The organism is Candidatus Nanopelagicales bacterium, from assembly GCA_030700225.1.
Taxonomy (GTDB): domain Bacteria; phylum Actinomycetota; class Actinomycetes; order S36-B12.
Genome location: JAUYJT010000030.1, coordinates 50,221 through 64,754, shown reverse-complemented (window position 1 = coordinate 64,754; position 14,534 = coordinate 50,221). Strand labels below are relative to the sequence as shown.

General features: G+C 62.7%; 15 protein-coding genes. 10 read left to right on the top strand and 5 right to left on the bottom strand.

The window, feature by feature from the left end; genetic code table 11:
• Together Q8P38_04475 and Q8P38_04470 are read left to right on the top strand one after the other, a co-directional pair.
• Positions 1–277 (top strand): hypothetical protein (locus tag Q8P38_04475; GenBank protein MDP4013858.1); only part of this gene is annotated, 277 nt, incomplete at its 5' end.
• A gap of 428 nt (positions 278–705) precedes the next feature.
• Complete coding sequence (locus tag Q8P38_04470) at positions 706–1,761, top strand: hypothetical protein (GenBank protein MDP4013857.1); 1,056 nt, start codon at positions 706–708, stop codon at positions 1,759–1,761.
• On the opposite strand, the gene pseI is transcribed toward Q8P38_04470, so the two are convergent.
• The 3 genes from pseI to pseC are packed head-to-tail and all read right to left on the bottom strand — an operon-like array spanning position 1,740 to position 4,799.
• On the bottom strand, positions 1,740–2,831 hold the full coding sequence (gene pseI / locus Q8P38_04465; protein ID MDP4013856.1) for a pseudaminic acid synthase: 1,092 nt from the start codon (positions 2,829–2,831) through the stop codon (positions 1,740–1,742). The two genes, Q8P38_04470 and pseI, sit on opposite strands and share 22 nt — an antisense overlap.
• Entirely contained in the window at positions 2,824–3,606 is a 783-nt protein-coding gene (locus Q8P38_04460; GenBank protein MDP4013855.1) for a formyltransferase family protein, read from the bottom strand. Before Q8P38_04460 ends, pseI begins: the two co-directional genes overlap by 8 nt.
• The gene (pseC, locus tag Q8P38_04455; protein ID MDP4013854.1) at positions 3,603–4,799 is read right to left on the bottom strand and encodes a UDP-4-amino-4,6-dideoxy-N-acetyl-beta-L-altrosamine transaminase; all 1,197 of its coding nucleotides are present in this window, start codon (positions 4,797–4,799) and stop codon (positions 3,603–3,605) included. The genes Q8P38_04460 and pseC overlap by 4 nt, the downstream gene beginning before the upstream one ends.
• Positions 4,800–4,958: 159 nt before the next feature.
• Between pseC and Q8P38_04450 the strand changes: the two genes are divergently transcribed.
• Entirely contained in the window at positions 4,959–5,690 is a 732-nt protein-coding gene (locus Q8P38_04450) for an FkbM family methyltransferase (GenBank protein MDP4013853.1), read from the top strand.
• Between the two features lie 145 nt (positions 5,691–5,835).
• Positions 5,836–6,609, top strand: coding sequence for a hypothetical protein (locus Q8P38_04445; protein ID MDP4013852.1), 774 nt, complete (start codon positions 5,836–5,838; stop codon positions 6,607–6,609).
• A 65-nt stretch (positions 6,610–6,674) separates the two neighbouring features.
• Here Q8P38_04445 and Q8P38_04440 read toward each other — a convergent pair whose 3' ends face one another.
• The gene (locus Q8P38_04440; GenBank protein ID MDP4013851.1) at positions 6,675–7,505 is read right to left on the bottom strand and encodes an FkbM family methyltransferase; all 831 of its coding nucleotides are present in this window, start codon (positions 7,503–7,505) and stop codon (positions 6,675–6,677) included.
• A gap of 185 nt (positions 7,506–7,690) precedes the next feature.
• On the opposite strand from Q8P38_04440, the gene Q8P38_04435 reads away from it, so the two are divergent.
• The 6 genes from Q8P38_04435 to Q8P38_04410 all read left to right on the top strand — a co-directional run bounded on the left by Q8P38_04435 (position 7,691) and on the right by Q8P38_04410 (position 13,713).
• Positions 7,691–8,668, top strand: a complete 978-nt coding sequence (locus Q8P38_04435) for a hypothetical protein (protein ID MDP4013850.1) — start codon at positions 7,691–7,693, stop codon at positions 8,666–8,668.
• Positions 8,669–9,047: 379 nt separating this feature from the next.
• Positions 9,048–10,172 (top strand): N-acetyl sugar amidotransferase, encoded by a 1,125-nt coding sequence (locus tag Q8P38_04430; GenBank protein ID MDP4013849.1) that lies wholly within the window; start codon positions 9,048–9,050, stop codon positions 10,170–10,172.
• Between the two features lies 1 nt (position 10,173).
• On the top strand, positions 10,174–10,806 hold the full coding sequence (gene hisH, locus Q8P38_04425) for an imidazole glycerol phosphate synthase subunit HisH (GenBank protein ID MDP4013848.1): 633 nt from the start codon (positions 10,174–10,176) through the stop codon (positions 10,804–10,806).
• Positions 10,806–11,573: a HisA/HisF-related TIM barrel protein gene (locus Q8P38_04420; protein MDP4013847.1), complete on the top strand. Its 768-nt coding sequence runs from the start codon at positions 10,806–10,808 to the stop codon at positions 11,571–11,573. The genes hisH and Q8P38_04420 overlap by 1 nt, the downstream gene beginning before the upstream one ends.
• Positions 11,570–12,808, top strand: coding sequence for an N-acetyl sugar amidotransferase (locus tag Q8P38_04415; GenBank protein ID MDP4013846.1), 1,239 nt, complete (start codon positions 11,570–11,572; stop codon positions 12,806–12,808). Before Q8P38_04420 ends, Q8P38_04415 begins: the two co-directional genes overlap by 4 nt.
• On the top strand, positions 12,808–13,713 hold the full coding sequence (locus Q8P38_04410; GenBank protein ID MDP4013845.1) for a hypothetical protein: 906 nt from the start codon (positions 12,808–12,810) through the stop codon (positions 13,711–13,713). The genes Q8P38_04415 and Q8P38_04410 overlap by 1 nt, the downstream gene beginning before the upstream one ends.
• A gap of 3 nt (positions 13,714–13,716) precedes the next feature.
• Here the strand turns inward: Q8P38_04410 and pseF are convergent, their stop codons facing one another.
• Positions 13,717–14,409, bottom strand: a complete 693-nt coding sequence (gene pseF, locus Q8P38_04405) for a pseudaminic acid cytidylyltransferase (GenBank protein MDP4013844.1) — start codon at positions 14,407–14,409, stop codon at positions 13,717–13,719.
• Positions 14,410–14,534: the final 125 nt, after the last annotated feature.

Sequence of the window (14,534 nt, the reverse complement as noted above, 5' to 3'; positions counted from 1 at the left end):
TCAGCTGGCGAAGGCCCTGGACGCGTTGTCGCAGGTCGATGCCCGGCTGGTTGGCACGGTCTTGAACTTCGCTCCGGCGAAGCGGAGCCGCGGGTACGGGTACGGGTACGGGTACGGGTACGGGTACGGGTACGGGTACGGGTACGGGTACGGGTACGGCGATCGCGCCAAGAGTTCGGGCGACGAGGGTCAGGCAGTGCCGGTGGACAGCGAGGCCGTGCCGGTGGAGGCGGCGAGCGCGATCAGCGCGAAGTCGTCGGATGTGCCCAGAGGCTAGCTGCCCCACGTGGTCGTACCCCGCCGCGTGCCTCTGGCAGCCACGCCGAAGCCCCCGAGCCTCGAGGAGCCCCGGTCGGAAGCCGGGGACTACCGAAGCTGGAAGAGCGGTTCCAGCTTGCGCCCGCACAGGTACGAATCGACGACGCCGGATTGGCTGGCTTGGGAGAGGGTCGCCAGCACTCGCCCATAGACGTGCACGATGGTGTCCAGGCGGGGCGTCCCAGTCGACCCTGTTCTTGACCCCGGCGTTGCAGCAGACGCTGCATACTCCCTCGGCGTCGAACGTGATGGTTTCGTGCGTCTCGGGCAGAAGGCAGCTTGAGCAGCGGGCCAAATCAATCACGGAACGGCATTACCAGGGTGTCGCGGGTCGAGAGGAGCGGCAGGGTAGCGTTGAGGCCGACTCGGAGTTGCCAGGAGGGCCGGTTGACCACGCGGGTTGGGCACTTCGCCGGGAGAGCTGGCGTCATCTGCGATGTCGGACCGCACGTCGGTGTCGGGCACGCCTTTCGGAGCGCCAGCATGGCGGAGGAGCTGATATCTCGGGGCTGGCATGTTGAGTTTGCCTGTAGCGCTGAGGCCGTGCCGCTTGCGCGATCCAGGCTCAGGCAGCTGAGTTGCCGGGTCGTGGCGGGGTTGGTGTCGGCTGCGGATCACCTGGCATGGATGCGCAGCTCCGAGCTTGATGCGGTCGTGATCGACTCGTACAGCCTGCCCAGTGATGTCTCAGCATCCATCCTTCGTCGGGTCCCGGTTCTGGCTTTCGTTGACGGTTCCGCGCGGGGCCAGTCTGCCTCCCTGTATGTCGATCAGAATTTCGGCGCCGAGGCACGGTCATGGCCGTGGCCGGAGGTACCCGAACCCCTAGCTCAAGTGCTGGCCGGCACGGACTTCGCGATCGTTGCCGACGCGGTTCGCTCGCTGCGCCCTGCCAACGTTTCGTGCGCCGAGTCTGCCTCCCGCGTCGTGATCTCTCTGGGTGGAACCGACGCCGCAGGTCTTACCAAGCACGTCGTTGATGCCGTCATGGCATGCGACATGGGCGTCGACGCGCTCGTCGTTTCTCCCGGATCCGATCAGATCTCTGGGCACGTCGTCCAGACAGGCTCAGTGAGAGTCGAATGCGTGGAGCCGGATCTCGACTTCCCTGCACTTCTGGCCAGCGCCGACGCTGTGATAAGCGCTGCGGGGACGACGCTTTGGGAGATCTGCTGTCTCGGGAAGCCCGCTGCTTCTCTCGCCCTGGCAGACAATCAGGTCGGTGCCTACGCTGCCTTGGCTTCAGCGGGCGTGGTCTTCGGCCTTGGTGACTACTCTGGATCCAAGCCGGAGCTCGGGCCACTAGCGGAGCGCATTGCGCACTTCATCTCGAACGGTAAGCTTCGAGATCGCCTGGCCAACGCCGCGTATGGGGTCGTTGACGGTGCCGGGCGTGAACGAGTTGCTGACGCCTTCAGCGCTCAGGTAGCCGCGTCCATCTGAGGCACGGGGCCGCTGTCCCTGGGGGATAGGAGATCCCAGGACATCGGCGTACCCGCAGAAACATCGACGGCGAAACGCCTACCCAAGATGTCGGCCAAGGAACCAGGCCCGAGCCCTCCACCAGGCCTAACAGCGCGCACAACCGAGTCGGTCACAGCATCTCCAGCCCTAACGTCGGCTGCGACGTTGAGCGACCTCCGTAGGCGCAGAGACTCGGACTCGGACTTCGTAGGCCCGGTGCGCACAGATCCGAGGGCCAGCCAGGCGTCACGGCACTCGGATACCAACTGCGCCAGTTCATGAGGCTCGAGTGAGAAGGCACTGTCGAAGCCGCCCTCTGCTCTGGAGATTGTGACGTGACGCTCGATCAGGCGCGCGCCCAGGGCGACTGCGGCAATTGAAGTGCCGAGTCCGAGTGTGTGGTCGGAAAGGCCCGTCTTGACGCCGAACGCCTCGCGCCATGCCTCAAGCGTGACCAGATTCGCATCTTCTGGTGACGCTGGATAGGAGCTCGTGCACAGGAGCAGCGTGATGTCGCGTGAGCCAGCCGATCTGGCAACTTCGACTGCCCTTGCGACTTCGGAGGTGTGGGCCGTTCCGGAGGAGATGACGATTGGCTTACCCAGTCCGGCGGCGTAGGAGATAAGTGGCAGATCAGAGATCTCCATCGATGCGATCTTGTACGCGAAAGGGCCGAATTGTTCGAGGAAGTCGATCGCGGTCTTGTCAAATGGCGAACTGAAGGCGTCGATCCCGAGGCTTCGGGCCAACTCGAATCCTTCCGCGTGCCATTCCCAGGGTGTGTGAGCTGCCTCGTAGAGGTCGTACAGGCGCATGCCACCCCAGAGGCCATGGTCATCACTTATCCGGAACCGGGGCGTGTCTAGGGGCAGAGTCATCGTGTCGGCGGTGTAGGTCTGGAACTTGACCAGATCAGCTCCGCTGTCTGCGGCTGCCCTGATCAAGTCCAGGAAGCACTTCTTGCTTCCGTTGTGGTTGGCAGAAATCTCGGCAACGATGAGGGGCGGGTCCTCGGTTTCGGTGGTTTGCCGACGCCCTATTTCACTCATCCGGATCCTCTTCCTCGGCGATAGAGATCCGGGCCCGATACCGACACCCGTGATCCCCAGTGATTATCAGCCCGCCACCGACGTCAAATGTCGCGGCACGCATCCGCCGTATCAAGTCCCCAACGGTTGTGGCTTCATCCATCGTGACCCTAGCAACTTGATCGAAATCCGCGAGCCGGTGGTAGCTGCCAGCTCCTGAAACCCTCGCATTCCGCACTCGGCCTTCGCACCATGCGGGATAGGTCTCGGCGAACAGATCGAAGAGCCGATCTTCGTTCCTTAGGTAGAGCGAGCCAGCCGTGTCAGTCGGGCGGACGCGAACGGGCACCTGAGCTACGACTGGTCCCGTGTCGATGCCCTCGTCGATGACGTGGATGCTCACCCCATTCGGAGTCCCGTCCCATATCGCCCACACTGCGGGGTGCGAACCGCGGTTGAAGGGGAGAAGCGCGGGATGAAGGTTCAGGACGCCCCTCTGGAAGGCACGGATGGAGCCGCGCGAGAGCAGATGACCGAAGTATACGGAAACGCCGAAGTCAAGGCCCATGCTTGTGAGTTGGTCAGTCTTGCCGGGATCGCCCAATTCGTCTCCGGCCCAGACCTCTGGATGATGCGCGCCTGCCGCTTCAGCAATCTCGCTGGCAAACGCCCGGCGTCTGCTATTGAGCACCAACAAGCGGATCTCGGTGCCTGGGTCAGCGGCGAGATGACGGACCACGCGCAAACCGAGCCGGTTGTTTGCGAAGACCGCGATGCGCTGCCTAGGCTTGCTCATGACGCGCCCGGTCTTCCTAGGCTGCTGACGACAGCGTCGGCCACCCGGTGCACTTCGTCATCACGAAGACCCGGGAACATTGGGAGCGAGATCTCCTCCCGGTAGTACGCCTCAGCGTTGGGGCACGTCCCACGTTTGTAGCCGAGATCCTCGAATACCGGATGCCAGTACGCAGGCATGTAGTTCACTTGCACGCCGATGCCACGCTTACGCAGACTTTGGAAGATTCGGGCGCGCTCGCTGGCCGGGACTCTGAGCGGAAAGAGATGCCACATTGGGTCGACATGGTCCCGAACCGTCGGGAGAGCTAGGTCGTCAATGCCGCCGAGCAGCGCCGCGTAGAGCCCGAAGATCTCCGCGCGGCGCCTCTTGAACTCGGCCATGCGGTCCAGTTGGCTCAGGCCCAGGGCCGCGAGAATGTCCGGCAGCCGGTAGTTGAGGCCGAAATCATGCACCTCCTGATGCCATGGTCCTTCGTCTGGGTAGCGCTGAGCCTTGGAGTCCCGCACCAGGCCGTGATTCCGGAACAACCTCGCTCGCTGGGCGAGCGTCGGATCAGCCGTAGCGACCGCACCTCCCTCCCCCGTTGTGATGTTCTTGGTCGGGAAGAACGAGAACGTCGTGAGGTCCGCGATCGACCCGACGGGCCGACCGCGATAGCAGGATCCGATCGAATGTGCTGCGTCCTCTATGAGAAGGATTCCATGCTCGCGGGCGATGGACCGCAGGTCATCGAGCTCCGCCGGATGGCCGGCGTAGTCGACTGCAACGATCGCTCGGGTCTGCGGAGTAACGAGTGCGGCGGCGGCTGCTGGGTCGATGTTTCCGGTATCAGGCTCAACGTCTGCGAACTTGATCTTGGCGCCGAGCGCAGCTGCTGCGGCCTGCGTGGCAACAAACGTTAGGGGTGGCGTGATTACCTCATCGCCCGGACCGATGGCTCCTGCGGTGTACGCGCAGTGGAGCGCCGCCGTGCCTGATGTCACGGATACACATTGCGCGGCGCCGACTTGCCGTGCGAGCTCGGATTCGAACTCCTCGACTGCGGGTCCAGTCGTCAGCCAGGCGCTGCGCAGGACTGACGAGACAGCCGCAACGTCTTCTTCGTCTACTGACTGACGTCCGTAAGGAATCACTTCGGCTTGGTTTCCCCACTGTGTGCTGGACAAGCCCCGGGGGGTTCGTCGCCCCACTCTAATTGGTCCCGAACGGTCCGCTGTGTCGGAGGCTGTTTCCGAGCCGCCTGAACTCCGAGAGCCCGTTGTCTGGGTGATACGGTCCCTGGGTGTAGTCGTCCCCCCAGAGTGCGATCAAGGTGAGCCGTGTCAGTCAAGTCCAGATTGAGGAGTCGCTTGCGGAAGGTTGGGCTCGAGGTAGGCAGGTTCCCGCAGGACACGCAAGGCAATGTGCTGTTCCGCGCGCTGCTCTCGGCCCGTCCGGGCATGGTGCTCGACATCGGTGCCAACAACGGTGGATTCGCCCGGACTCTGAGGAGTTTCGGGTACGGAGGCGACATCGTGTCGTTCGAACCCGGGGAGGCCGCGCGCCGCGATCTCGTGCTCTCGGCAGAGACAGATGAGAAGTGGAATGTGCGCGGCGAGGCGCTCGGAGATTTTGACGGCTCGGCCGACCTGAACGTCACGGCGAACGCGGGCGCGAGCAGTTCGCTGGTGGACATGCTGGACCGCCATGTGGAGGCGGCTCCCGACGCGAAAGTTGTCAAACGGGAGAGCGTTAGGGTTCGAAGGCTCGATTCGATCGTCGCGGCAGGAGAACTTGTCCTCAACAGGCCAGTGTTGAAGATTGACGTCCAAGGATATGAGCGCCAGGTTCTTGCGGGTTGCGGAAGGCTGCTGAACCGAATCGTCGCAGTTCAGCTAGAGCTCTCAGTGGAGCCGCTATACGCGGGGGCGTGGGATTGGCAGGAGGCTATTGAGTGGTTGGAGGCCGAAGGTTATCGGTTGCGCGGCCTCGAACCCGGGTTCTGTGACAGCTCGACAGGGGTGATGCTGCAGTTCGATGCCGTCCTTTGCCGAGACGATGACCAGGATTCCCGGGATTCCATCCATGGCAGTCGATCCTGAGCACAAGCGCGGCGCGAAGGGGGACTGAGCACGCACGGATCTCGTGGGCATTGCTCCTTCGGGCGGGTCAGCACGGGGTCGCCGTGCGGCCGTAATCCAAGGTGGCGACTGCGCGAGCGAGGGTTTGTGGCTCTAGCCTGGTGCTGTGGATGGCCGACCGAATCGACTCGTAATCTGCGGTGACTCGATCGCTACAACGTTCGGCATTGACCCAGCTGTTGGCGCTCATCCATACCCGGAGATCGCGCGTTCTCGTCTTGGCCCTGTCGGTTGGGAAGTCGAGGCGCTGGTATTCGGTGGGGCAATGGTCACCGTCACCCTTGACCGATTGAGCGAGGTCAAAGCACTTGTGCCGGACGTCGTTGTTCTCGCCCACGGGACGCGTGAGGCGATGCTGATGTTCCCGCGTGCGCTGCGAAGGTTTCGTGTTCATCCAGATGGTGAGCTGCCCGTGACTGACCGGAGCTGGCTTCTCCGCGTGATCCAGTGGGCTCGGCGTGCGGTTTACCGTTCCTACTTGCGAGTCGCCGGAAGCGCACTGGGCGACCGGGTCTCCGAAGCTCTCCGAATCCGACCGTTCATGGCGCCCCAGCTGTATCGCGAAAATCTGAGCGTGCTGGTCGATCGCCTTGAAGCTGAAACTGATGCCCAGCTCATTCTGCTCTTGCCCCAGTTCCATCGGATGGCGACCTATCCATGGAGTCCCGGGGCCTTGGCAAGCAATAGGTCGGCTGCTTGCGACTTGGCCCGTCGTGCCGCAGGCCGGGTTGCCGTCCTGGACCCGGGAGCGGTCCTATCGCCCGCCGACTTCGCGCGGGATGGAGCGCACTTGAGTGCGGTGGGCCACGAATCGATCGCCGGTCTTCTGGTTTCGTTACTCGCTGAGAAACCTGGGGTCATGCGCGCGAATCGGCCTTAGCAAGGACGCCAGCCTCGCGATCTCACCCGACGAGAGAGGCAAACGTACCGGAGGGTGATTCGCTGCTACCTGTGAGTGGTTTGCCAGAGGAAGTTGGCGAATGCTGGCTCTTCGACGAAGGACGTGGTCGACGCGACCCCGCGTTGACCAAGGTGCTGGCAGTTGTCGTAGCCGAAGCCGCGAACGAGCTCATCGACCGCAACGAACGATTCCTGGTCTAGGCATTCGATAATGAGCGCCGGATGGTACTGCGAGAGCGAGTTGGCAGCCCCCTTCAGCACCTGCGGCTCCAGCCGTTCTACGTCAATCTTCATTATGTCCACTCTTCTGCCAGCCAGTACGTCGTCGACTGTTGTGACTTCGACGCACGGCCCGGTTCCGCTTGCATCCAGCCTGGCAGCGGTGGTGTCGAACGGGATGGTCATGGTGGCGGTGCCAGGGGTATCCGATGCGGCCTTTGGGATAACCGTCACTCGGTGATCGAAGTTGTTGGCCCTGATGTTCCTCGCAAGAAGTGGTCGGACGGCTGGATTCGGCTCAAACGCGATAGCCTCGCCTGGGCCGTCAGCGCAAGCGATAAGGCTGTAGATCCCCGTGTAGGCTCCGACGTCCAGGAAGCGTACCGAGGATCGGGCAAGCTTGGAGAAGATCTGGAGACTGGTGGCTTCCCAGACCTGGAGATTCCCCCACACGACTTGCCGCGCCATCATGTCGCTCAGGTCGGCAACATAGGCGATTGTGTTCCCCTCCGGTGTGATGACGGGGTGGCTGCCGAGCGGCGGGATCTTCTCGTAGACGCGCGGCGGGATGACCCGTGCTCGAGACGCCTTCCTGAGTGCTGCCTGGGCGGGCCTATTGTCGACGATCTTGTTCCTGATCGACTTGAGCGTTGCCATGGCGCCCAAGCATACCGTCGAGCCGATCCACGCTCGGACGAAGCCTTGGCTACACTCGCGGACAAGGGCCGACCTCACGATCGAGACCGCATCGCATCGACCGCAGGTAGGATCTTGCACCAATCAAACGGTCTAGAATCAGGAGCTGTCCATTGGGTGCTCGGTTGACCATTGCAGGGCGCCGCGTGAGCACGGCAGGGGCGGTTCGCGCCGCGACGTATTTGTTCGGCCAAGGCGACGCGCGTATCGATTGCTACAGTGAACAGTTCGCTTATGGCCACCGCGAGCTGATTCTCCAGGCCGCTGGTTACGACATGTCATGCCTGATCCTCGGGCGTATCCCACACGGTGGATGGACGCGCGCGGAGACGATCCCCCAACGCAAGGTGCTGGACCCGATAGCCCGGGAGCTGCCCCAATGGATGTGGAATGAGGCATGGGTTCAGTCAGCGCGTGCGGCGGGCGCCCGCAAAGTCATCGCGATTGGCGCTCCCTGGCTCTATCTCCTGCGGATGAGGAACCGATCCACGATTTGGGAGACTGGCTCAGTGCAGGCCAACAACTCGTTGGCTGGCAGTGGCAGGACCCTGCTCTTCCCCGTACATTCCTGCGAAGATGACGTCATCACGTTCGCGTCCATGCCGCGCAAGGTGGCTGATCTCTTCGATCCATCCAGGACGACTGTCTGTTTGGCTTGGCAGGACTTCCTATGCCGCGAAACACGCCTGGGCTTCGAGTCTCACGGTTTCGCAGTCGAGTGCGCCGGATACCGGGGGACGAGTCACGCGCCAGGCTCCACAGCAGGAGACCGTACGAGGGTGCTCCCAAACGTGTTGGCGCTGATTGAGGCTCACGACTTGGTCATTGCGGATGCGGTGTCGACAGCCCTCATCTATGCGGCTTCGCTTGGGAAGCTCGTACAGGTGATTCCCGGACTCTCCTTCGATGAAGGGCACCGGGAGACCGATTGCGACAGGGAACACGGACAGGAGTGCGCTGGCGGCTGCCTCTATCAGGAACACCCGTGGATGCAGAAGCCTGGCGCTGACCCGCACGACCACCGAGCGGAGCTCGCCGACGCGCTCGGGTGGCCCAGCCTGCGAACGCGTCAGGATTTGCAGCGTCTGGTGCGGGTGCGGCCGGGCATGATCGCGATCGGGTAGGTGTGGACTGGGGCGTAGGGCGCCAGAGCCCTGCAGGCGTGCGGTGATCACCGAAGCAGCGGGGCTCAAGGAGTTGCAGTCCTGGTGTTGGCGCTGAAGGCTGAGGCGGTCGAGAGGGGCGCTCGGCGCTAGGGGAGAGCATGTCAACTGCTGGAGGCTCAAACTGTCGCCAGTCCGCGCAGTATGATGTCCCGAGGCATTCCATCAAGGGAATCGTGCGAGGGTACGACGGATCACCCGATTCGGAACGAGCTGTCACGGAAGGGACTCGTTGAGTGATCGACAGTAGTGGTCACCTCGAAACAGCGGAACACTGCGGGCGATTGACAATCATGTCTTCTTCGCTGGCTACGACGAGAACGGTCGGCCGAACCGAGCGATGAGGTATTGCCTGCGCTGCCTCCAGCCCGATACCCGCCCGGCCATCGAGTTTGGCCCGGACGGCGTCTGTCCAGCATGCACTTATTCGGTGAGCCTCGGCAAGGTGGATTGGAACGCTCGGCGTGAGGAGCTTCAGGCCGCCATCGCGCCGCACAGGCGACGAGGCAAGAGCGGATTCGACTGCATCGTGGGCGTCAGCGGCGGCAAGGACAGTACGCGGCAGTCCCTCTGGGTCCGCGATAAGCTGGAGCTCCAGCCACTGCTGGTTTGCGTCGGGTATCCGCCGCGACAGCTCTCCGACCGGGGAGCCGAGAATCTCGGGAATCTCATCGATCTGGGCTTCGATGTGGTCAGCATCAACCCTGCGCCAGAAACCTGGCGGCAGATGATGAAGGTGTCATTCGCGAAGTTCACGAATTGGGCCAGGTCGACAGAGCTGGCCCTGTTCAGCGGCGTACCTCGACTGGCGATCGACTACGGCATTTCGTTGATCCTCTGGGGGGAGAACCCAGCGCTGCAACTTGGAGACATGGGAACCCTTGGCCAGACTGGGTACGACGGAAGCAATCTGCGCAACGCCAACACCCTCTCTGGAGGGGCGGACGCCTGGCTGCGAGATGCGGGCTTCACGGACGACCAGCTCATCTCGTATCGATATCCATCACTCCAGGAATTCGAAGACGCGAATATCGAGCTCTTCTACATGGGCTGGGCCCTGGGTGATTGGTCATTGGTGAACAACGCGATCGTGTCGGGTCTGAACGGGCTCGAATTCCGCGACGATGGTCCGGAGAACACCGGTGACCTGTTCGGAGTTACGGCGCTCGATGAGGATTGGGTAACCCTCAACCAGATGATCAAGTACTACAAGTTCGGCTTCGGACGGGCGACCGATTACATGAATGAGGAAATCAGACAAGGTCGCATCACGCGGGATGACGCCTGCGAAATCGTCGCGACGTACGACGGTGCCTGCAGCGATGACTACATCGAGCAGTTCTGTGACTTTATCGACATCGACATTGCCGACTTCTGGGAACAGGTACGCGCCAACACGAACGCTGACTTGTTCGAGGTGCCGCCGTCGGGCCGACCTTGTCCCCGCTTTGTTGTGGGCCATTGACATGAGGAAGGCAGCGGTTCTGGTCGATTTCGGGCTCGGGAACCTCGACGGTCTAGCTCGGGCCCTGGAGAGGGCGGGCGTGAGCGTTATGGCAGCTGCCTCACCTGAAAGAATCGAGACAGCCGATTGGCTTATCCTGCCAGGTGTAGGGGCGTTCCCGCCGGCCATGCAGGTACTGCGTTCTAGGGGTTTGGACGAAGCAATCACGAGATTCAGCGCTACGGGCAAGCCGCTCCTCGGAGTGTGCCTTGGACTCCAGCTGATGTTCGACGAATCCAGCGAACACGAGTCCACGCGGGGCCTTGGACTCATACGGGGAAGCGTGCAGCCCCTGGAAAGCCGGACCCCGAGGATTGGATGGCAGACCGTCGACGTGCCGGTCCGGGTTAGACACGCTCGTGTTCAGCGCGCGACGGAACTGGCTGGCTCGTGCGTGTTCTTCAACCACAACTTCCAGGTGGTTCCCGATGATGCCGAAGTCATCGAACTTGAGACAGTGGACGAGCAAAGAACGCCAGCTCTTGTCCGAAGCCAGAATCTCATCGGCGTACAGTTTCATCCAGAGAAGAGCCAGATAGCGGGAGCCCGATTCCTTCAACGCCTCTTTTCCGGGCAGAGCGGTCTTGATGAGTGATGGCGCTCAAGCGGATCATTGGGCTGGTCACGGTTCGGAATGGCTGGGTGGTCAACAGCTACCAGTTCTCGCGTTGGCTGCCCGTCGGTCGTCCGCGGTTCATCGTGGAGGAGCTCCAGCGTTGGCAAGTTGACGAGATCTGCCTGCTCGACATTTCGCGACGACCCCGAGGCGAATGGTCGGCACTGGACATGATCTCGGATCTTGTGGAGCACACGCTCTCCACGCCACTGACCTTCGGCGGGGGACTAATGTCGCGTGCCGATGCGGTCGCGGTGGCCCGTGCTGGGGCGGAGAGAGTCGTGTTGGGCCGCGGCGTGCTGGCCAACCCACGCCTGGTGGCTGACGTGTCCGACGCTCTCGGTGACCAGGCTGTCGTCTTGAGTGCGCCCGTCGTCGAAGATGGCGACACTCTCGCCTGGCTTGAACCGACCTCCGGAGCAACCCGCCCGGTCGCCGACCTATCTGCGGCACTGCCATCCGGATGGGGCGGCGAGATCCTCTATCAAGATGTCGCGGGGGACGGAATGCACGGAGGCTTCAGCCTGGAGCGGCTTGAGAAGGCGCTGCCCAAGATCCCCGCAGTCAACCTGATCGCGACTGGGGGGATAGGCGATCCTGAGTTGGCTGACCGTGTGATCCGTCATGATCGCGTCATGGGCGTTGCCATCGGCAACTTCCTTCACCACACCGAGCTGGCGGTTCCCTCAGTGAAGCTGCGGCTCACGACACCTGTCCGCCCATGGGAAGCGACGGTACCGGAATGACTGGCCGAACGTTTTGCACCCGATGCCTGTACGGGAGCGACCACCCGCTCGGGATTACGTTCGATTCCGAGGGAGTCTGTTCGGGCTGCCGCGTGCACGAAGAGAAGGATTTCTTGGACTGGGGTGAGCGCTGGCGGGAGTTGGAACTCCTGGTCAAGCCCTACAGGAGCCCTTCCGGCGCAACCTACGACTGCATCGTCCCTGTCACAGGCGCGTACGATTCGTACTTCCTGATCCATCTGGTTCGGGAGCGGCTTCAGATGAACCCATTGGTCGTCAGCTACAACACCTACTACAACACCCCGCTTGGCATTCGGAATCTCGCTCACCTCCGCGACCGTTTCGATGTAGATATGCTCACTCAGCACGTCAACCCGGTCAGCGTCAAGCGCCTGACGCGGCAGACGCTCAAACAACTGGGGAGTGTCTACTGGCAAGCGCTCGCCGGCCACACGGTGTTCCCGGTCCAGACCGCCGTTCGGATGAACATTCCCCTCATCATCTGGGGCCCGCACCAGGGTGTTGAACAAGTGGGGATGTACTCCCACCTCGACAATGTCGAGATGAGTCGGCGGTATCGGAAAGAGCACGACCTCATGGGCCACGAGGCCGGCGACCTGCTCCAGTCATTCAGTGACCTGAGAGACCAGGATGTCTGGCAGTTCCGGTATCCGGAGGATCGGGAGCTCCACCGCATCGGGGTGCGAGGTATCTACCTGAGCAACTTCGTCAGGTGGGATCCGACCGCCCAGCACAGGTTCATGGTGCGAGAAAGGGGCTTCAAGTCGGCCCGGCTGGCACGAACATTCGATGCCTACGATCACGTTGAGTCGTATGTCTACGGCGGATTCCACGATTGGTTGAAGATGTGCAAGCGCGGATACTCGCGCGTCCTGGACCATGCATGTCGCGAAATCCGCCACAAGCGCCTTAGCCGCCAGTCCGCCATCGCCCTCGTTCGCAAGTACGAATTCGTAGCGCCTCCGCACATGGATCTACTCGCGGATTGGCTCGGTGCTCAGACTTCCGCCCTATGGCTCGTTGCCGATCGCTTCCGCAGCCCGAAGTCGTGGCGCGCCAGAGACTTGCGTGATTGGAGCTTCCAAGGGTGGAGCGCAGAGCTGGGCGATGCTTCGGTCGACGAGTCGGCATGGATCGGCGACGAGCCGACTTCGAGCCTCAATCTCGACAGGGCCGACCGCTTCATCACAGTCGGCCGCGGTTACCCCTACTGATGAGCTCCCTCGTTGAGGACCTGAACCATGTTCCGTCCCCAGCAGAAGCGGGTCGGCTGGGTGACTGCGGGATCGTGATCGCTGATGCCGGCAGTGCTGCTCACGTCGTGGCGTGGTTGCCGCACCTGACTGATGTGGTTGGCGTCTTCTCGACGGGATGGGCACGGGGTATTCCTGCCGCAGGTGAGCTGAGGCAGTTCCAAGACGCAGCCTCCGTGATCGATGCGTGCGAATGGCTGCTCGTTGGGTCGGGGTGGACGCCGCAACTGGCGGACTCGGTGCGCGCCGCGCGTCGAGCCGATCGGCTGGTGCTCTCAGTGCTCGACCACTGGGTGAACTACAGAGTCCGATTCGGCCCGGATCCGCTGGACTTGCCCGACGCTGTGATCGTGACGGACCCCTACGCGCGCGAGATCGCCGGGAGTTCTCTTCCTGGAGTGGCGGTCCTTGAGTGGCCGAACACTCTGGCGGACGACATCGGGTCCGCGACGGCGTCACTCCGCCAGGCGCGCGATCCAGCCGGGGCCTGGCGCGTCCTGGTCATCGCCGAGCCGCTTGCCGCTGGGGGCGGGCACGGGCCAGAGCGCTCGGTGCTAGCGCGGTTGCCTGACGTGCTTGGTCCCCTCAACCCTGGCGCCTCTAACGTCCACATCGCTTTGCGACTGCACCCGATCGAGGCGGACGACAAGTATGACTCAATCCGGGCGGAATGGCCGAGCACCGTTTCTGTTGCGTCCGCCCGCGATTCCCCGCTGGCGGAGCAGTTTGCGTGGGCGGACGCCGTCGTCGGCTTCAACTCATATGCGTTGTACCTTGCGTCCCACTGCGGGCTGCCAACGTACACGCTGGCGCGTCGCGCCGGGGTTGAAACTACGCTGCCGGTCGGGATTGCTGTCCCGTTGTGATCCCTATCGCTGCTGCTCCATCAGGAACAGGGTGTGCATTACCTCTGCGCGCCTCCAATCATCTTCGTCGTCGATGTCTTGGACGCGCCACGGGGGAAGGGAATAGCCAACTGCAAGGTCGAAGATCGAGTGATGTTCGGTCCAGGCCTCCCGTCGCCCCCAGTACAGCTGGCCCGCGTCGTGCCACCGCTCCGCGAACTCCTGCGTACGGGTGCCATAGTGCTCTGGCCAAAGGAAGCGGATCGTCCCGTCGGGGCCAAGTTCCATGGCTTCCTGAACTGGAGCCGCGTACCGTGTCACAGTCGCTGCGTATTTGTGCCGGGGGTTGCGCTTGAGTAGCTCGAGCGACGCGGCAAAGTCCTCTGGAACGAGGAAGATCGCGGCTGGGTACAGGCAGCATGCGAACTCGTAGCTCGCGCCTAGCTGGTCTAGGGCGGCCACGGCGTGCGCGATGACCGGCACCGTCGGCGTGTAGTCGTCGCTGAGCTCGGGGGGCCGAATGAAGGGAATCGATGCGCCAGCGTCACCCGCTATCGACGCGATCTCGTCATCGTCTGTTGTAACCACCACGTCATCGAAGACCCCGCTCGCGAGCGCGGCTTCAACAGCCCACGTGATAAGCGGACGCCCCGACATCATGCGGATGTTCTTCCGAGGTATCCGCTTCGAGCCCCCGCGCGCCGGAATGATCGCCACAGCGGAGCCTACGGAACGGCCGTAGGGAGCTGGAACCTGTGATGCCATCTCTTGGGTCTCTCCCGGTGTGCGCGTGGTGCCCCCCTGAGCAGCGAACCCGCCTCGATGCGTCTCACGTAAGGTTA